This window comes from Flavobacterium yafengii (assembly GCF_030010375.1).
Taxonomy (GTDB): Bacteria; Bacteroidota; Bacteroidia; order Flavobacteriales; family Flavobacteriaceae; genus Flavobacterium; species Flavobacterium yafengii.
This window is the reverse complement of sequence record NZ_JASCRY010000005.1, coordinates 117657-137693: the sequence shown is the minus strand read 5'-3', so window position 1 is coordinate 137693 and position 20037 is coordinate 117657. Positions and strand designations below refer to the sequence as shown.

The 20037-nt window shown below is 33.8% G+C and carries 18 protein-coding genes; 11 read left to right on the top strand and 7 right to left on the bottom strand.

The genetic code is table 11. The annotated features are described in order from the left end of the window. Nucleotides 1-19: 19 nt before the first annotated feature. From QLS97_RS15235 to QLS97_RS15190, 10 genes are all read left to right on the top strand, one after another. Nucleotides 20-583 carry a gluconate 2-dehydrogenase subunit 3 family protein gene (locus tag QLS97_RS15235; RefSeq protein WP_282717837.1) on the top strand — a complete coding sequence of 188 codons (564 nt, stop codon included), beginning with the start codon at nucleotides 20-22 and terminating at the stop codon, nucleotides 581-583. Between the two features lie 52 nt (nucleotides 584-635). Continuing rightward, complete coding sequence (locus tag QLS97_RS15230; protein ID WP_282717835.1) at nucleotides 636-2339, top strand: GMC oxidoreductase; 1704 nt, start codon at nucleotides 636-638, stop codon at nucleotides 2337-2339. A gap of 10 nt (nucleotides 2340-2349) precedes the next feature. Then, on the top strand, nucleotides 2350-3513 hold the full coding sequence (locus tag QLS97_RS15225) for a Gfo/Idh/MocA family protein (protein WP_282717833.1): 1164 nt from the start codon (nucleotides 2350-2352) through the stop codon (nucleotides 3511-3513). Between the two features lie 38 nt (nucleotides 3514-3551). Beyond that, the gene (locus tag QLS97_RS15220) at nucleotides 3552-4604 is read left to right on the top strand and encodes a sugar phosphate isomerase/epimerase family protein (protein WP_282717831.1); all 1053 of its coding nucleotides are present in this window, start codon (nucleotides 3552-3554) and stop codon (nucleotides 4602-4604) included. Nucleotides 4605-4617: 13 nt separating this feature from the next. Continuing rightward, the gene (locus QLS97_RS15215) at nucleotides 4618-4998 is read left to right on the top strand and encodes a c-type cytochrome (RefSeq protein WP_282717829.1); all 381 of its coding nucleotides are present in this window, start codon (nucleotides 4618-4620) and stop codon (nucleotides 4996-4998) included. A 102-nt stretch (nucleotides 4999-5100) separates the two neighbouring features. Beyond that, nucleotides 5101-6558 (top strand): Gfo/Idh/MocA family protein, encoded by a 1458-nt coding sequence (locus QLS97_RS15210; protein ID WP_099715523.1) that lies wholly within the window; start codon nucleotides 5101-5103, stop codon nucleotides 6556-6558. 32 nt (nucleotides 6559-6590) lie between these two features. Next, nucleotides 6591-7328: a 3-keto-disaccharide hydrolase gene (locus QLS97_RS15205; protein WP_282717827.1), complete on the top strand. Its 738-nt coding sequence runs from the start codon at nucleotides 6591-6593 to the stop codon at nucleotides 7326-7328. Nucleotides 7329-7385: 57 nt separating this feature from the next. Continuing rightward, nucleotides 7386-8624 carry a nucleoside permease gene (locus QLS97_RS15200; RefSeq protein ID WP_099715521.1) on the top strand — a complete coding sequence of 413 codons (1239 nt, stop codon included), beginning with the start codon at nucleotides 7386-7388 and terminating at the stop codon, nucleotides 8622-8624. 10 nt (nucleotides 8625-8634) lie between these two features. After that, complete coding sequence (locus QLS97_RS15195) at nucleotides 8635-9528, top strand: hydroxypyruvate isomerase family protein (protein WP_282717825.1); 894 nt, start codon at nucleotides 8635-8637, stop codon at nucleotides 9526-9528. 19 nt (nucleotides 9529-9547) lie between these two features. Then, nucleotides 9548-10423, top strand: a complete 876-nt coding sequence (locus tag QLS97_RS15190; RefSeq protein WP_282717824.1) for a sugar phosphate isomerase/epimerase family protein — start codon at nucleotides 9548-9550, stop codon at nucleotides 10421-10423. A gap of 56 nt (nucleotides 10424-10479) precedes the next feature. On the opposite strand, the gene QLS97_RS15185 is transcribed toward QLS97_RS15190, so the two are convergent. After that, nucleotides 10480-11463: a phytanoyl-CoA dioxygenase family protein gene (locus QLS97_RS15185; RefSeq protein ID WP_282717823.1), complete on the bottom strand. Its 984-nt coding sequence runs from the start codon at nucleotides 11461-11463 to the stop codon at nucleotides 10480-10482. A gap of 155 nt (nucleotides 11464-11618) precedes the next feature. Between QLS97_RS15185 and QLS97_RS15180 the strand changes: the two genes are divergently transcribed. Next, nucleotides 11619-12455, top strand: coding sequence for an AraC family transcriptional regulator (locus tag QLS97_RS15180; RefSeq protein WP_282717822.1), 837 nt, complete (start codon nucleotides 11619-11621; stop codon nucleotides 12453-12455). A gap of 43 nt (nucleotides 12456-12498) precedes the next feature. Here the strand turns inward: QLS97_RS15180 and QLS97_RS15175 are convergent, their stop codons facing one another. From QLS97_RS15175 to hisIE, 6 genes are all read right to left on the bottom strand, one after another. Beyond that, nucleotides 12499-14154: a M1 family metallopeptidase gene (locus tag QLS97_RS15175; protein ID WP_282717821.1), complete on the bottom strand. Its 1656-nt coding sequence runs from the start codon at nucleotides 14152-14154 to the stop codon at nucleotides 12499-12501. Between the two features lie 60 nt (nucleotides 14155-14214). Next, the gene (locus QLS97_RS15170; protein WP_282717820.1) at nucleotides 14215-15261 is read right to left on the bottom strand and encodes an alkaline phosphatase D family protein; all 1047 of its coding nucleotides are present in this window, start codon (nucleotides 15259-15261) and stop codon (nucleotides 14215-14217) included. Nucleotides 15262-15407: 146 nt separating this feature from the next. Further along, nucleotides 15408-16622, bottom strand: coding sequence for an ATP-grasp domain-containing protein (locus QLS97_RS15165; RefSeq protein ID WP_282717818.1), 1215 nt, complete (start codon nucleotides 16620-16622; stop codon nucleotides 15408-15410). A 3-nt stretch (nucleotides 16623-16625) separates the two neighbouring features. Then, complete coding sequence (locus QLS97_RS15160) at nucleotides 16626-18059, bottom strand: leucyl aminopeptidase family protein (RefSeq protein ID WP_282717817.1); 1434 nt, start codon at nucleotides 18057-18059, stop codon at nucleotides 16626-16628. A gap of 75 nt (nucleotides 18060-18134) precedes the next feature. Beyond that, complete coding sequence (locus QLS97_RS15155) at nucleotides 18135-19277, bottom strand: alpha/beta hydrolase (protein WP_345956950.1); 1143 nt, start codon at nucleotides 19275-19277, stop codon at nucleotides 18135-18137. Nucleotides 19278-19399: 122 nt separating this feature from the next. Further along, on the bottom strand, nucleotides 19400-19999 hold the full coding sequence (gene hisIE / locus QLS97_RS15150; RefSeq protein ID WP_282717816.1) for a bifunctional phosphoribosyl-AMP cyclohydrolase/phosphoribosyl-ATP diphosphatase HisIE: 600 nt from the start codon (nucleotides 19997-19999) through the stop codon (nucleotides 19400-19402). Nucleotides 20000-20037: the final 38 nt, after the last annotated feature.

Sequence of the window (20037 nt, the reverse complement as noted above, 5' to 3'; positions counted from 1 at the left end):
CAATTTTAATAATTAACAAATGAATAGAAGAGAAGCACTTAAAAGCGTTGCGTTTTTGATGGGAAGCGCAATCTCAGCAACTACAATGGGCGTTTTATTTGAAAGTTTTACTTTGCCTGAAAAAGAGAAAAATCGAGTATTTTTTTCCGCTTCGGACGAGGAAGTTTTAGCTGAATTTGCCGATATCATTATACCGACGACAGCATCTTCACCAGGAGCTAAAGCTGCAGGACTTGGCGCTTTTATTCCTATGATGATTAGAGATTGTTATCCAGCACAAATGCAAGAGATTTTTGCATCAGGAATGAAAGAAATGCAAGCAAAATGTTTGAAAGATTTCAATAAAGATTTCTTGGCTATGTCAATTGAAGAACGCCAGAAATTAATGGGAGCTTTAAAAGATGAAACAATTGCTAATGGAAAAGCACCTTCTTTCTTTTTGATTGCAAGAGATTTGACCCTTCTGGGGTATTACTCTTCAGAAATAGGCTGTACACAAGCACGTGAATATCTTCCAGTTCCTGGTAGATACGATGGAAATGCTGATTACAAACCTGGACAAAAAGCTTGGGCTACCAACTAATTTGTATTGGAACTTTTGTTTTAAACTATTTTATTAAATAAAAATACTACACGTGAATATAAATACGAATTTAAAAGAGGAAAATACATATGATGCTATTGTAATAGGATCAGGAATTAGTGGTGGTTGGGCAGCAAAAGAACTTACCGAAAAGGGTTTGAAAGTTTTGATGCTAGAACGAGGAATGAACATTGAGCATGTTAAAGATTATGAATCTGCAATGAAAGCTCCATGGGAATTTGAGCATGCCGGTAAACTTACTGAAGAACAAAAAAGAACACATCCAGTACAAACTCGTGATTATCCATACAATGAAGCTACCGAAAAATGGTGGGTTAATGACTTAGAATGTCCGTACACGGAAGACAAGCGTTTTGACTGGTACCGAGGATTTCATGTTGGAGGAAAATCTTTAATGTGGGGGCGTCAAAGTTACCGTTTTAGTGACCATAATTTTGAAGATAACGCCAAGGATGGTCATGGAAATGATTGGCCTATTCGTTATAAAGACCTTACCAAGTGGTATGATTATGTTGAAAAATTCGTAGGAATCAGTGGGCAAGCTGAAAACTGGCCTCTTTTACCAGATGGTAAATTTTTACCTCCAATGGATTTAAACTGTGTAGAAAAATCAGTAAAAGAAAGATTAGAAAAACATTATAATAGAACACGTATTCTTACTATAGGACGTACGGCTAACTTAACTGTGCCTCACAAAGGTCGTGGTAGTTGTCAATATAGAAATTTATGTAGTCGTGGTTGTCCGTTTGGAGCCTATTTCAGCACACAATCATCTACATTACCGGCTGCAATGGCTACTAATAGATTAACAGTAAGACCTTACTCTATTGTAAATCACATCATTTACGATAAAGATACCAAAAAAGCAAAAGGGGTAATGGTAATTGATGCAGAAACAAATGAAACTATGGAGTTTTATGCTAAAATTGTTTTTGTAAATGGTTCCACTTTAGGATCAACATTTATCTTATTAAATTCAACTTCAGAAGCACATCCGAATGGAATGGGTAACGCAAGTGGACAATTAGGACATAATTTAATGGATCATCATTTCCGTTGCGGTGCTGAAGGAAGTGCTGAAGGTTTTGAAGATAAATACACTTACGGAAGAAGAGCTAACGGAATTTATATTCCAAGATACCAGAATGTAGGTGGTGATAAACGTGATTATTTAAGAGGTTTTGGTTACCAAGGAGGTGCCAGCAGAGGATCATGGCATAAAGAAGTTGCCGAATTAGCTTTTGGTGAAAACTTTAAATCGACCATGTCTTTACCTGCTGATTCCTGGAGTATGGGATTAGGTGGTTTTGGAGAAATGTTACCTTATTATGAAAACAAAGTTTACATTGATCACAACAAAAAAGACAAATGGGGACAACCTGTTTTGGCTATTGATTGTGAATACAAAGAGAATGAAGCAAAAATGCGTGAGGACATGATGAATGATGCTGCCGAAATGCTTGAAGCGTCTGGAATCAAAAATGTAAAAACATACGATAACGATTGTTACCCTGGAATGGCTATACACGAAATGGGTACTGCTAGAATGGGTAATGACCCTAAAGATTCAGTTCTAAATAAATGGAATCAAATGCATGAAGTTAATAATGTATTTGTTACCGATGGTTCTTGTATGCCTTCTATCGCTTGTCAAAATCCATCATTAACATTTATGGCTTTAACGGCTCGTGCATGTGATTATGCAGTAAAAGAATTAAAAAAAGGAAATATTTAGGTTCATCATTATGAGAAAATTAAGAATGGGTATGGTCGGTGGTGGCCAAGATGCCTTTATAGGTGCTATTCACCGCTTAGCCGCCAATATGGATGGACTAATTGAATTAAGTTGTGGTGCATTAAGTATAAAACCCGAAACCGCAATAGCATCTGGTAAAGCCTTGTTTCTTCCGGAATCAAGAACGTATTTAACGTATGACGAAATGATTAAAGCGGAAGCAGCTTTACCTGCTGACGAAAGAATCGATTTTGTAACGATTGTTACACCAAATTTTGCACATTTTGCACCTGCTATGATGGCTTTAGATCATGGTTTTAACGTTGTAATTGAAAAACCGATGACTTTTTCCTTGGAGGAAGCAAAACTATTGAAACAAAAAGTAGAAGAAACTGGACTAATACTTTGTTTAACACATACCTATTCTGGCTATCCAATGGTCAAACAAGCGAAAGCAATGATCAGAGAAGGAAAACTAGGTAAGATTAGAAAAGTTTTAGTAGAATATCCTCAAGGATGGTTAAGTAAACTATCTGAAAGAGAAGGAAATGCACAAGCTGCTTGGAGAACAGATCCTACAAAATCAGGAAAAAGTTCTGTAATGGGTGACATTGGAACACATGCATCACATTTAGCTGAATATATTACCGGTGCTAAAATTACAGATGTCTGTGCTGAATTGAACACATTAGTTGAAGGCCGCGTAATGGATGATGATGGCGCTGTACTATTAAAGTTTGATAATGGTGCAAAAGGGGTTTTAATCGCATCGCAAGTTGCAGCTGGAGAAGAAAACGCTTTAAAAATAAGGATCTATGGTGAAAAAGGTGGGATCGAATGGTTCCAACACGACCCAAATACTTTAATGGTTAGGTGGTTAGATGAACCTGCCCAAATTTTAAGAGCGGGATCTAATTATGGAGCTCATTTATCTTCATTTGCAACTCATAATTGCCGTACTCCTGGCGGACATCCAGAAGGTTATTTAGAAGCATTTGCTAATATTTACCGCAACTTTGCATTAACACTGGGTTGTAAATTAGATGGCACAGAACCTACTCCTGAAATGTTAGACTTCCCTTCTGTTGAAGATGGATTAAGAGGAATGGCATTTATTGATAACGTAGTAACATCATCACAATCTGATAAAAAATGGACTCCTTACGTTTTGTAACAAAAAGGAATTCATAAAAGTTTTAGACAAAATATAATATGACAACAATACAAGGCCCTGCAGTATTTTTAGCTCAATTTATCAGTGACGAAGCTCCTTTTAATTCCTTAGACGGAATTTGTAAATGGGCTGCTGATTTAGGTTTTAAAGGTATTCAAATGCCAACATTAGATACTCGATTCATTGATTTGCAAAAGGCTGCAGAAAGTAAAACGTATGCCGATGAACTTAAAGGTACAATTGCTTCTTACGGTTTAGAAATCACGGAATTATCAACGCATTTACAAGGTCAGTTAGTTGCAGTTCATCCAGCTTATGATGACTTTTTTGACGCTTTTGCTCCGGTAAATGTACATGGTAATTCTAAAGCCAGACAAGAATGGGCTGTTCAACAATTGAAATATGCTGCAAAAGCATCCCGAAATTTAGGCTTAAATGCACATGCAACTTTTAGTGGTTCTTTGCTTTGGCAATATTTTCACCCTTGGCCACAAAGGCCTCCGGGATTAGTGGAAGATGGTTTTGCTGAATTGGCAAAACGGTGGTTGCCAATTTTAAATGAGTTTGATCAAAATGGGATCGATCTTTGCTATGAAATTCATCCGGGAGAAGATTTGTTTGATGGGGAAACCTATGAAATGTTTCTGAAGGCTGTAAATAACCATTCCAGAGCTTGTTTGCTTTATGATCCATCACATTTTGTATTACAGCAATTAGACTACATACAATATATTGATTTTTATCATGAAAGGATTAAAGCTTTTCACGTGAAGGATGCCGAGTTTAACCCTACAGGAAAGCAAGGAACTTTTGGAGGATATCAAAGTTGGGTAAATCGTGCGGGCCGTTATCGTTCCCCTGGAGATGGTCAAATTGATTTTAAAACTATTTTTAGCAAACTGGCACAATATGATTTCAAAGGTTGGGCAGTTATGGAATGGGAATGTTGCATAAAAAATCAAGAAGATGGAGCACGTGAAGGTGCTGAATTTATAAAAAATCATATTATAAAAGTTACCGACAAAGCATTTGATGATTTTGCAGCGGTGGAAACTAATAAGGCTTTTAATAGAAAAAACTTAGGATTATAAAACTTAAATAGAAATGAAAATGAAATTAAAATATTTGCTTTTTGGGGTTGCTTTAATTAGCTTAACCTCATTTTCTAATGATAATTTAGATACAAAATATATTAAAGCTACTAAAAAAACGAATGCCATTTTTCAAACATCTGATGGAGAAAAATTAATTGCTAAATCTGATTGTGTCGGATGTCATAAATTAGACAAGAAATTGATAGGTCCCTCCTATTTAGATATTGCAAAAAAATATCCTTCTAATGAAAAAAATGTAGCTTATCTATCTGGTAAAATAATAAAAGGAGGTTCTGGAGTTTGGGGAACAATACCAATGGCAGCCCATGCATCTCTAAAAAAGGACGATGCAAAATCAATGGCTAAATATATTTTATCCTTAAAAAAATAATTCCATAGTGCTTTTCAATATTCTAAAATTATTTAGAATATTGAAAAGCACTTCATTTATAAGACTATTTTATTACTATTAACATAACCGTACTAAAAATAAATGAAACAAAAAGAAGAAGAGAATAAAATCACAAATAACCGTCGTGATTTCATAAAAACTACTGCTATAGCTGCAGCAGCATTTATGATTGTTCCCCGTCATGTTTTAGGAAGAGGATTTGTCGCACCAAGCGATCGTTTATCAATTGCCAGTATTGGTGTTGGTGGAAAAGGAAAATCTGATATTGCTATGTTTGCCAGCAGTGGAAAAGCTGATATTTCATTTTTATGTGATGTAGATACCAGAAGAGCCGCTGCAAGTGTAAATGCATTTCCTAAAGCTAAATTTTATAAGGATTGGCGCGAAATGTTAGACAAAGAACATAAAAATTTCGATGCAGTTTCAGTTTCTACTCCAGATCATAATCATGCTATTCAAGCTCTAGCAGCTATGCAATTAGGTAAACATGTATATGTTCAAAAACCTATGGCACATGATATTTATGAAGCTCGTATTTTGACTCAAGCTGCCAAAAAATATAAAGTGGTTACCCAAATGGGAAATCAAGGTTCCTCAAATGATGGAACCAGAATAATGAAAGAATGGTATGAAGCTGGTTTAATTGGTGATGTTCACACTATTCATGCTTGGACAGACCGTCCGGTTTGGCCTCAAGGTATTCCTTGGTCTGCCAATAAAGCGGATATTCCAAAAGAATTAGATTGGGATTTATGGTTGGGTACAGCTCCTCATAAAGAGTATGTAAATAAATTAGTGCCGTTCAACTGGCGCGGTTGGTGGGATTACGGAACAGGAGCATTAGGAGATATGGGATGCCATTTATTGGAAGCTCCTTTTAGTGTATTGAACTTAAAATATGCTAAAGATGTTCAATGTAGTGTTGGTTCTGTTTATGTAGATGAATTTCAAAGAGGGTATTTCCCAGAGAGTTGTCCTCCTTCAAGTCACGTTACATTAACCTTTCCAAAAACTGAAAAAACAAATGGTGACATAGCGGTACACTGGATGGATGGAGGAATTCAACCTGAAAGACCTACTGAACTAGGTCCGAATGAAATTTTTGGAGACGGTGGAAATGGAACATTATTTACTGGTACAAAAGGAAAAATGATGTGTGATACGTACGGTTTAAATCCTCGTTTACTTCCTCTTAGTAAAAATGAAAATTTAAAAGTAGCTCAAAAATATGCCAGAGTAAAAGATGGCGCTGATGGACACTACAAGCAATGGGTTGAGGCTGCAATTGCAGGTTATGGAAAAAAAGAATTAAGTTCTCCTTTTGAAATTGCCGGTCCTTTAACTGAAGCTTTATTGATGGCAAACCTTGCTATCAGAGGATATGATGTGATGAGAGAAGAGCTTGGAGAAGAAGTGTATCCTGGGCGTTCAGCAAAACTATTATGGGATAATGATGCTATGAAAATCACCAATTTTGACGAAGTTAATCAATTTGTAAAACGTGATTATCGTCAAGGTTGGAAAGCTTTAACTTTATAAACAAGATTAATTATTAATTCAAAAATTTAAAAATGATTAAAAATATTTGTACTTCATTAATTGTTATGATACTAATTCAAACAGCAAATGCACAACAAGCTTCAATAGCAAAAGGATTTAAATCAATATTTGATGGACAATCAACAACCGGATGGCACACTTACGGAAAAAAAACTGCTGGTTCAGGTTGGAAAGTTGAAGATGGTGTGTTGCATTTTGATCCGACTGCTGCCAAAAATGGTCAAGGAGGCGATCTTGTAACAGATGTAGAATACGAGAATTTTCATTTAAAATTAGAATGGAAAGTTGCTACTAATGCAAACAGTGGTATTATTTTTTATGTGAACGAGGATTTGACAAAATTCAAAAATACTTATGAAACAGGTTTAGAAATGCAAGTATTGGACAATGACGGTCACCCTGACGGAAAAATTGAAAAACACCGTTCAGGAGATTTATATGATTTGATAAAAAGTACTTCAGAGCCTGTTAAACCCGTTGGAGAATGGAATTCTGTTGATATTGTATGTAAATTCGGAAAACTGACAATGTTATTGAATGGAGTAAAAGTAGTTGAAACTACACTTTGGGATGCTAATTTTAAAACTTTGGTAGCAGGAAGTAAATTTGCCACTTGGCCAGGTTTTGCTGCATTCAAAAAAGGAAAAATTGCGCTACAAGATCACGGAGATAATGTGTGGTTCAGAAACATTCAAATAAAAGAATGGAATTCTATGAAAATTACAACTGGATGTGAAGCGGGTATGTAACATACTGTTTAACATTAAAAATTAACCAAAACCAAAAAAATAAAAACCAAAAAACCAATGAATAGCACCATCCGAATTAAATTATCCATAATGATGTTCCTAGAATTTTTTATCTGGGGAGCATGGTTTGTAACCCTTGGTACGTTTCTGGGGAATAATCTAAAAGCATCTGGATCAGAAACTGCCGCAATTTTTTCTACACAATCATGGGGCGCAATTATTGCACCTTTTATTATAGGTTTAATAGCTGATCGTTATTTTAATGCTGAGAAAATTTTAGGAATACTTCATCTTATCGGAGCATTTTTAATGTATCAAATGTATCAGTCAGAAGAGGTTGGAATGTTCTATACTTACGTTCTAAGTTACATGATTTTATACATGCCAACATTAGCATTAGTAAATTCAGTTTCTTTTAATCAAATGAAAGATCCAGAGAAAGAATTTGCAAACATTAGAGTTTGGGGAACAATTGGTTGGATTTTAGCAGGATTATCTATTAGTTTTGTTTTCCATTGGGATGCGGCAGAAGCAATTTCTGAAGGAATGCTTAAAAACACGTTCCTTTTAGCTGGAATCGCAGCTTTAGTTTTAGGTATATTTAGTTTTTCTTTACCAAAAACACCACCAAAAGTAAGTGATGAAAAAATAAAAATAGGAGATATTATTGGTCTTGATGCTTTAAAGTTATTGAAGGATAAAAACTTCGCTATCTTTTTTATCTCATCGATCCTTATTTGTATTCCTCTTGCGTTTTATTACCAAAATGCACATCCATTTTTAACAGAAGCAGGTGTTGAAAACCCTACTGGAAAAATGGCAATCGGTCAAATATCTGAAGCCTTATTTTTATTATTGATTCCTGTATTTTTCACTCGTTTTGGTTTTAAGAAAACGATTTTAGTTGGGATGTTAGCATGGGCAATTCGTTATGTTTTATTTGCTTATGGAAATGGAGATGATTTAAGCTTCATGCTTATTATAGGTATTGCATTACACGGTATTTGTTATGATTTCTTTTTTGTTTCTGGTCAAATCTATACCAATTCAAAAGCAGGAGAAAAATATAAAAGTGCTGCTCAAGGTTTAATCACACTGGCTACTTACGGAGTTGGTATGTTGATTGGTTTTGCAGTTGCTGGTTGGATAACAGACAATTATAAAATGTTAGACGGTGCTATAAATTGGGAAATGGTTTGGATAATTCCTGCCGGAATTGCTTTAGCAGTATTCCTTCTTTTTGCACTTTTATTCAATGAAAAAAACAAAGTAGAAGAAACTTCTTCTGCTGTATAAAAAATAAAAAATGAGCACTAATTTAAATAGAAGATCCGCCATAAAAGGAATATTAGCCGGAACAGCGGCTATGGGAATTCCTTCTGGATTTTCTGCTTTGGCTATGCCAATGAATAATACAGAAACACAATTGGGTAAGTTGAAAGGAAATATAAATCACTCTGTTTCTCGTTGGTGTTTTGACAGTCTTGATTTGGATACACTTTGTATTGAGGCTAAGAAAATTGGAATTACCGGTATTGATTTAGTAGGTCCTTCCTCTTGGCCAACATTGAAAAAATATGATTTAGTTTCTACAATGTGCAACGGTGCTGAGATTAATTTAGTGGATGGTTTCAATGATATTAAATTTCATGAAACACTTATAAAGAATTATACCGAAATGATTCCGCTAGTGGCTAAAGCCGGTTATAAAAATCTAATTTGCTTTAGCGGAAGCCGAAGAGGAAAAACAGATGAAGAAGGTTGGAATAATTGTGTTCTTGGTTTACAAAAACTAATTCCATTGGCTGAAAAGCATAATGTGATTTTAGTGATGGAATTGTTAAACAGCAAAATTGACCATAAAGATTACCAATGTGACAGAACATCATGGGGAGTTGAACTAGCAAAACGTTTAAATTCAGAAAACTTTAAACTTCTTTATGATATTTATCACATGCAAATTGATGAAGGTGATGTGATTAGAAACATAAGAGACAACCATCAATATATTGCACATTTTCATACCGCTGGCGTTCCCGGACGAAATGAAATTGATAATACACAGGAATTAAATTACGAAGCAATAATGAAAGCAATTGCAAAAACGGGTTTCAAAGGTTTTGTAGGACAAGAATTTATTCCTAAAAACCCGGACAAACTAGCTTCATTGAAGCAGGCTATTGCAATTTGTGATATTTAACTAATCTAAAAAATAACCCATGATAAAAAGAAGAGAATTTTTAATTAATGCTGGTTTAGCACTAGGCGCATTAGCCATTGCTCCTACATTTGCTTTTGACTCTAAAAAAAGAGCCATCGGAATTCAATTATGGACACTGCGTGATACTTTACCAAAAGATGTCAAAGGAGTTTTATCCCAAGTTGGAAAAGCTGGATTTACAGAAGTGGAAACTTTTGGTTATTCAGTAGACAAAGGCTTTTTTGGAACTTCTGTACATGATTTTAAATCGATACTTGATGATAACGGTTTAAAAGCCACGAGTAATCATTTCGATTTTAACTCTATGATTAAAGATGGCACTACTGATCTTGTAAAATCATATATCGAAACAGCAAATCATTTGGGAAGTGAATATGTAACTGTACCTTATATAATTTCCGAATTAAGAGGAACTAGCGGTGATGATTACAAAAAACTAGCTTCACAAATAAATAAAGTGGGTGAACTTTGTAAAGCAGGAGGTTTAAAATTAGCCTATCATAATCATGATTTTGAATTTACAAAATTCGGAGCAACGAACGGATATGAGATTTTATTAAATGAAACGGATAAAAACTTAGTTGATTTTGAAATGGATTTATACTGGGTTGTTCGTTCTGGAAATGATCCGTTACAATTATTCAAAAAATATCCTGGACGTTTCACTATGTGGCACGTAAAAGATATGGATAAGGTAAATCCGGATTGGAATACAGAAATTGGTACAGGAGCAATTGATTTCAAATCGATTTTTGCTCAAGCTGAACTTTCCGGAATGAAACGTTTCTTCTTAGAACACGAATCAAACTACAAACCAAATCCGATAGAATCCGCAGTAACAAGTTTTAATTACATTAAGAAGAATTTAATCTAAATGTTTTAAAAAATAATAAATATAAAAAAGGGATACTTATTGTATCCCTTTTTTTATTACCACTTCTCTACTCCCAATAATTTTTTTCCCAAATTACTCAATTCTGCAGTTTTATATTTGGTTTGTTCCCATTTTCGAGGATCTCCAGGAAACGCATACCCTTCAGGTGCAATGCGATTTTTCCAAGAATTAACTCTCCATTGACGCAATTCTTCATTATCCTCTTCAGCTGGCATCATAGAAATATATTGTGCCATTCTTACTTTATCTTTTGTAATATTTGGGCGAATCCCATGCGGTTGCGTGCTATTAAAAATTAATAAATCACCAGCTTCCATTTTTACTTTTACAAATTTATCTTCAAGTCCGGTAACATCTGGTTTAAAACGGTTCCTATCTTCCGGTTGCGTCAGTTTCCAAGTATCATAATTTCGATATAAATCAGGTATACATTGAAACCCTCCCATATTTTCATCCATTTGGTCAGCCAAAGCTAGAACCCCTTGCACGTTTTGAGGTTTTGTCTCCGGATCATAATCCCAATGAATAAATCCTTTGAAATCAAAACCTGGACGAACCGGTAAATTCAAATTCGCTCGGTCAATGGTTACCCATAATTTCTCGGTTCCCCAAATATCTACAAATGCATCATATACTTTTTCCATTTGTCGGTTATCCCATTGATATTGATGATTGTAAACTTCAACCATACCGCTATTGGTAAGCTCTTTCATTTGCATTTCGGCTCTTGGTGGAGCATACCAAGTTTCTGGATCATTCTGATTTTTCTCTTCAAATTCCCATAGAAAATCAGCCATTTTTTTAGCGTTTTCTTTCGGGATAGCATTTTTTATGACAATGTAGCCGTTTTCAATCCAAAACTTCCAGTCGTCTTCAGTAAGTAAACGTAACGGTTTGCCATTAGAACGATCATTTAATTTTGTTGTGCTTGATTTTGCTGTCGATGGATTTCCAGGAATATCTTTGTGCGCATTATTTTGTGCCATTGTTGGTGTCATTGATTCATTATTCTTTTCCATAGTCTTATATTTTAGTGTCATAACTATTTCAAAATTAGAAAAAGTGAATACTAATTACTTCCACAAAATTTACTGCTATTTGTACAATATTGATTTTTTTAGTAACTTTAAAGAAGTATATGTATTATATTGAACAATTATTGAGCTAACTAGATATGAAAATAGTTTTTGAGGATATAAAAAGATTAGCCGGGAGTTCATTCAGAATATTGGTAAATCCAAAATTGAATGATTTTTATTATTGGCATTTTCATCCTGAATTTGAATTGACTTTTATTGTAGCACTAAATGGAACACGACGCGTAGGCGACCATATTGGCAATTTTGAAGGTAGTGATTTGGTTTTTATAGGTTCTAATATTCCGCATTTAAATTTTGATTATGGAATTAAAACCGAATATGAAAAAGTAGTTTTACAAATTAAAGAAGATTTTTTCAAAAATGACTTTATCACTACTCCTGAATTGGCTTCCATTTATCAATTATTTGAGAACTCAAAAAAAGTAATTTGCTTTCATGGAGCTGTAAAAGATGAAATTGGTAAAAGGCTACAAAAAATTCATCTTTTATCACAATTTGAACAATTTATAGAAGTGCTCTCGTTATTTCAGATTTTAGCAATATCTAATGAAATGACTTTTTTGCACGATAAACCATTTGAAAATCTGTACAATAATAAAGAACAATTACGATTAAAAGTAGTTTATAAATTTATAGAAGAAAACTACCAAAGGGCTGTTTCTATTGAAGAAATCTCTCATTTGACGCATTTATCTAAAGCCGCTTTTTGTCGTTATTTTAAAAAAATGACTCGATTGACCTTTACTGAATTTTTAAATCAATATCGAATTGAACAAGCTAAAAGACTTTTAAAAAGTGATAAAAACGTAACCGAAACGTGCTTTGAATGTGGATTTGAAAGTCTTTCGTACTTTAATAGAATCTTCAAAAAAGTGGTGGGAGAAAATCCGATACAGTTTAAGAAAAGATAAAAAAAGGTGTGTTTCCTATATTTTAGAAACACACCTTTTGGATTTACTCAGTAATATTAAAACTGGCTACATAAAAATTCTTATCTATTTCCAGTTTTGAATTTTCAGAATTTACTGGAACACTCTTCCATTCTGTTTCTGGTTGCAGTAATTCTTCTTTTCCATTTAGCGTTACTTTCACGGGCATATTAAAACCCGAAACGCAATTTGTCCAGCGATAACCCACTTGATTATCCTTGAAAAAATATTCTAATGTTGGAATTCTGGTATCTCTTAAATACTGATTGAAAACTGTTGATAAATCGATTCCAACTTGCTGACTTAAATAATCTTCAATTTGTTTTGTAGTAACTGTTTGGTGATAAAAAGTACTATTTAAGCCTCTTAATATGGCTCTCCATTTTTCATCATTATTTACGATTTGGCGTAAAGTATGCAACATATTCCCTCCTTTTGGATACATATCACCAGAACCTTCGTTATTTACATCATAATTTCCTATAATTGGTTTGTCATTTTTTATTCCTTTTCTGGTTCCCAAAACATATTCAAATCCGGCTTCTTTTCCATAGTAATATTCTACAAAAAGACTTTCTGAATAGTTTGTAAAACTCTCGTGAATCCACATATCAGCAATATCTTTATAAGTGATATTATTGGCAAACCACTCATGTCCAGATTCATGAATAATAATAAAATCAAATTTTAATCCCCAACCCGTTCCGCTTAAATCCCTACCACGATATCCGTTTTGAAAACCATTCCCATACGTTACGCTACTTTGATGTTCCATTCCTAAATACGGAGCTTCAACCAATTTGTAACTGTCTTCATAAAATGGATACGGTCCAAACCAATGTTCAAAAGCTTTTAGCATTTTTGGAACATCTTGAAATTGTTTTTTGGCTTTCGCCAAATTGTCTCTCAAAACATAATAGCTGCAATCTAAATCGCCTTTTTCTCCTTTATATTTTTCTGAAAACGAAACATAATCACCAATATTTATATTTACGCCATAATTATTGATTGGATTTGATACATACCAATTATAGGTTTTTGTTCCATCTTTTAATTGCTTTACACTTAGTAAACGTCCATTGGAAACGTCCGTCAAATTTTTCGGAACATTTACACTAATCAGCATAGTATCCACTTCATCATACATGTGATCTTTGTTTGGCCACCAAACACTCGCACCTAATCCTTGACAAGAAGAAGCAATAAAAGGATTGCCATTACTATCTTTTTTCCAAGTGATTCCTCCATCCCAAGGCGGATTTACGGCAACTTTTGGTTTTCCGCCATAAAATATGGTAATTTCTTTTAGTGCACCTTTTGTTTGAGGAGTAATTAATTCAATAAAAAATGAATTTCCTTCTCTTTTATATTTTAAAACTTTTCCATCCTGAATGACTTTATTAATTTCCATAGGATTTTGTAAGTCAATTTGCATGCTATTATATTCCTGTACAACTTGATATTTTATTGTATTTGAACCTGTAATAGTACTGTCTGCTGGATTTACTTTAATATTGAGATGATAATATTTTACATCCCACCACGCTCTTTCTTTTGTGATACTTCCGCGCAAAGTATCTTGTCTCGTGAATTTTTGCTCTGATTTATTTAGTAAACCTTGTGCATTTATACCGTTAAAAAATAGCAACGAAATAAAAATAATACTAAACTGTTTTTTCATAATTAATCATTTTGAACAAAAATAAACTTTATAATTTTATAAATATAGTACCTAAAAAAATTATTTTTCAGGATAGGATTGAACATATTGTTGAATAAATTTATTTTCCTTTCCACGAATTTCCATTATGACTTTATTGTTTTTAAAATCAAATTTTAATAGTCCAAAGTTCAACTCTTTAACCACTTCCCCTTTCACATAAGGATTTTCCTCACCGGAAAAAGAAGCGTAAGTATGCGTCAATCCACTCGAGGTAAAATCTACTAACGGATAGGATAAACCCGCAATATTTTTTGAAGAAAAAGTGGCTATATGGCGATCTCCAGAGATTATAAAAGTGCCTTTTGCTTTCGTCGAAACAATCAATTTCTCCAGTTTTTCTATTTCATGAGGGAAATTCCCCCAAGCTTCAAAGCCATGTTTATCAGATAAAAATTGAATGCTGCTGACAATCACATTAAATTGCGCATCAGATGATTTAAGTTCTTCTTCCAGCCATTTCCATTGTACATTTCCTAATATAGTTCCTTCACCATATTTATTGGGTTGAAAGCGTTTTTTTGAATCGGTGGCTTTAGTCAATGCCGTTCTAAAAAAACGAGAATCCAATACAATAACTTTTATTTTATTTCCATTTACACCAATAGTTTTAGCCGAATAAACTCCTTCTCTTTTTCGTTCCGGAGCATTCTTTGAAGTTCCTAAAAAGTCTAATAATAACTCTTGGCTTTGTCTTTTAAAAGGATATTCTTCGCCACCGTCATTTGCTCCATAATCGTGATCGTCCCATGTTCCTAATACGATTTTGTCATTAATAAACTTAAGGTAATCAGAATCTTGTTTCTGAATTTCATAATTATTTTTAAGAAACTGCATGTCTTCCGTATCCGAATACACATTATCACCTCCCCAAATCCAAACGGACGGATGATTTTTATCTATAGCTGGCCACAGTTCGTTTTTAATCTTCTGGTTATCGCAGGAACCAAAAGCAACAGTAAAATATTCATTTTGAAACGGTTTTTGAGATTCAATTAAACTCGTTGTAGTATACGTTTTACAACTAATTAACCCTAAAAAGCTAAAAATCAGAACTATTTTTTTCATGTGTGGAGGAGATGGAAACCGTTATTTATTATAGAAATTTTTAAGTAAGATATAAAAATCTGTCCATTATTAGTTTAAGTAAACTTTAAATAAAAAAGCGACTGTCTCTATTGAAACAGTCGCTTTTTTTAGTTTAATAATAGCATTTAATGCAAGTTGGTTACCTTACTTTGTTCTACTACAGCAGTAAAATCATTGGCTAAGCGATTCCCATAATCATCTAACAATTCTAAAACTCTTTCTTGCTTATCTGATTTGACAATAAGACCCGCGTGATATTCTAACGGAACTCTAAAACAAACTTCAGAATCTGAAAACGAAGATAAATTAGGGTGCTGGAATTTTGACAACGTCAAAACGATACCTGCATATTCTTTTTTTACTTTCGGTAAAATGTATTTTGTTCCTTTTGCCAATGCATCTTCAATAGCAGCCCATTCCTTCCATAAATTAATATTAGAAGCTTCGGCTACCATTTCAGCCAAATGCGCTCCTCCTACTCTTGAAGAAGTTTCCAGAAAATAAATTTGACCATCTTCATTGCTTTTTATAAATTCTGTATGGGCAGCACCATGTTTCAATCCAAAGCCTTTCATGACTTGCTCATTCAATTTTTTTATGAATTTATCATCTTCTGAATTATATTTAATAGTAGCCGAACGGAAAACGCCTCCGTCTTGTGAAATTTCCATCGGTGTAGCTAAATATTTTGAAGTCAAGCTAAAGATAACTTTGCTATCCGAAATCAAACTGTCACAATGATACACATCGCCTGGTTTGAATTGTTCTAATAAATATTTGAATCTGTTATTCCCCATTTCATTGATATGAATCCACAAACTCTCTTTGTCATCTATTTTTATAATTCCTGCAGCCGAAGCTTCTGATCGTGGTTTCAAAACCCACGGAGCTTGAATTGTATCAGCAAAAGTATTAATATCATGATCATTAAATAATGAACAAAAAGCCGGAATAGAAATTCCACAACTTTTGGCTCTCATGCGCATCGCCAGTTTATCTCTAAAATAACGTCCCGTAGTTTGTCCCATGCCGTCAATACGGAGGTTTTCCCTGAGGTACGTAGCTTTTTCGACATCATAATCGTCTAACGCAACAATGGCATCAACTTTTGTGGACTTCATAAAATTACCCACACCTAACAACAGATGTTCTAAATTCCAATCGACATCTTGACCTTCCATATAAAAAATCTCATCAATATGTTGATGTGGCCATGGTTTGTCTCTTAGTTTTTCGCTTGTCACTAAATAGACTTTGTTGCCTAACTTTTTTAAATTAATTAAAAAATCGGAACCCTTGAAATAATTTGAAATACAAAGGAAGGTTTTAGAGTTTTCCATACGTTATAAATTTTCAATGAATTTAGTTAATAAATGAACTCCATATCCTGTAGCATGCTTACTTTTAGCAAACTCATCATCGCCAAATGCGACACCTGCAACATCAAGATGTGCCCAAGCTTTGTGTTCTTGGGTAAAATATTCTAAAAATTTAGCTGCACTTATTGCTCCGGCAACTGGTTTTCCACTATAATTTTTGACATCGGCAATATCGCTTTCAATGTCTGATTTATAAACATCCCAAAGTGGTAAAGGCCACAAACGCTCTCCAATTTCATCTCCACTTTCTTGCAATTTCTTAGCCATTTCGGTATTATTGGTAAACAAAGCACCACATTCATAACCAAAAGTACCAACGCTGCTTCCGGTAAGTGTGGCGATATCCACAATATATTCTGGTTTGAAATTTTTAATCAAATACGATAATCCATCCGCTAAAATAAGTCTTCCTTCAGCATCTGTATCAATGATTTCTATCGAATGTCCGCTATAACTGTGGATTACATCACTTGGTAAAAATGATTTGGCATCAACTGAATTTTCGGCACAAGGAACAATTGCAGTCACTTTTACGGGTAATTGCAAATCTGCAATCAATTGCATAGCCCCGAAAACAGCACCACCGCCAGCCATATCACACTTCATATGAAGCATTCCCGCTGTTTTTATATTTAATCCTCCTGTATCAAAAGTGATTCCTTTCCCCACTAACCCAACATGTTTTAGGTGTTCCACATCTCCTGCAGGAGTGTAATTCATAATGATAAACTGTGGTTCATTTTCACTTCCTTTTCCAACTGCCAAAAAAGCGCCCAATCCTACTATTTTTGCTGCATCATGACCTAAAACTTCTACGTCAAAACCATATTTTTCACCCGTTTCTTTAGCCCAATTGGCCAAATATTTAGGATTAATCGTGTTGGGTGGTAAATCAACCAAATTATAGGTTGCTAATTGTGCTTTGGCAATTTTAATTCCTTTTTTGGCTGTAGCCAAATAATCTTTTTCGGATACTAAATTTAAAGTAAAATCAGCACTCAAAAAAGGATGTGCGTTTTTTTCTGTTTTGAAATGACCTAAATCATATGTTCCTAAAAGCAAACCAGAAACCACGGCTTCTACCTGATCCTGAGTAAATTGTTCGGGTATAACTAAAGCTACATTCGAACTGAAATTTTCTTTTTGTTTCGATGAAATACGACGAAAAATAGTTTTCAATGATTTATAGTCTATCTCTTTTCCTAAGCCAATAAAAACATACGCATTGTTATTTTTTTCAGCTAAATAGTGCGTGTCTTTTTTTCCAAAAAAAACTTTAGATGTAACTTCTATTCCATTGAAAGTTATAGGAACAATACTTTTTGAGTACGTTTCAAAAGCCGGAATTAAAATTGTTCCTGAAAAATTATCTAAGCTTACTACTGTATTTGTTTTCATTTGTTCATTTAATTTTTTATCGCTTATTGATTGAATTCAATATTAATGTATTGTACCTTATTTAGAAGTAATAAATTACTCTTTTGTATTAAAAAACAACCATTCTATTGCTTTAGGAAATTCATCACTCCAATAGGTTTCGCTATGTTTCCCTTGTCTATTGATGCTTAAATTAATCTTCGATTTGTCTTTTATAAATTCACTGGAAATCAAATCATTTTGAAACTTTTTTACGTGCTCAATCATTGTTTCACTTTCATCTCCACCAGCATACAAATAGATTTTTGTATCTGCTGAATAGGCCTTTTTTGCATTAATTTTAAGTTCTGGAACTACCCAAAGTGATGGCGAAAAAATCATCAATTTACCGAATGTTTCAGGATTCCTTAATCCACTAAAAACACTGATTAATCCGCCCATCGAGCTTCCTCCTATTCCAGTAAATTCTCGTTCTTTTTTAGTTCTGAAATTGTTGTCAACAAATGGTTTTAGGGTATCAGTTACAAATCGGATGTATTTTTTTCCTTGTCCCTTTCCCAATACTGTTTTCCCTACATTGTATTCTTTTATGCGATCCTCATCGGCGTGTTCAATAGCAATTATTATAATTTTTCCAATTTTATATTCGGACATAACTGCCAGTTTTTTATCAATTTCCCAATTACCAAATTCAGCTGATTCATTGAATAAATTTTGTGCATCTTGCAAATACATCACGGGATAACTTTCACTTGAATTGTCATAATCATGTGGTAACAAGGCCCAAATTTTTCTGGTTTTATTAAGTTGCGGAATTTCAAATTCATCTGAAATTAACTGAACCTGTGGTAAAAAAGACTGCTTAAAAGGCAACCAGTTTTTTCTCCATCTTGCTACGTGTTCATTTTGAATGCCCGTATGTGCTAATATTGAACGGTTTTCGGTACGATTGCCGTGGCTGTCAATCTCAACTTCACTCCAATCGCCTTTAGTAAATTTATACAAAAGCTCGACAGGATAATCAAAATCATGCGAAAATTTATAATGGTATACATTATTTCCAATTTTCTCCATCATAAACTCCTTGTCCTGAGTACGCCAATTATTGAAATTCCCTGAAATATAAACCGGTCTTGCATCGTCTTCGTCAGTAGTAAGTATTATGTAAAGCCCCGTATTTAGTATTGGATCGTTTAATTCTTGTGTCAATGTGGTATTATCTAAATTCATCACTTGCATGTGGTACTCTTATTTTAAAATAATAGTAAATATAGTGGATTGCTATTTGAAATAAAAGAAAACCCAATAGTATATTCATTTACTATTGGGTTTTCTTAATGAAAAATCTTTAAAAAGAATCTCTATTTCTGACGACTTTTTAGGATTTCAACAACATCATTTAGCTTAAATCCTTTGGCTTGCAATAAAATAAGGTAATGAAAAAGCAAATCAGCACTTTCACTTAAAAATAAATCATCATTATCATCTTTGGCTTCAATAACCACTTCTATCGCTTCCTCGCCTACTTTTTGGGCGATTTTGTTCATCCCTAATTTAAACAAGGAAGCAACATAACTTTTCTCAGAATCAGCATTTTCTCTTCGAAGTTGGATTGTATCTTCTAAATTCGAAATAAAGCCATAATCAGCTTTGTTTTCGTCTGCCCAACACGTATCAGTTCCTTTGTGACATGTTGGTCCTTCTGGTTTTACCTGAATCAATAAAGTATCATTATCACAGTCGTTTTTAATGTCAATCAGATTTAAAAAGTTGCCACTTTCCTCGCCTTTTGTCCAAAGTCTTTGCTTGGTACGACTATAAAATGTCACTTTTTTAGTATCAATCGTTTTTTGATACGCTTCGGCATTCATAAAACCCAACATCAAAACTGTTTTGGTTTCACTGTCTTGAATTATGGCAGGAATTAATCCGTCTGTATTTTTTGAGAAATCTATGTTCATATTTTTTAAGTATTAAGTTGTAAGGCTTAAGTATTAAG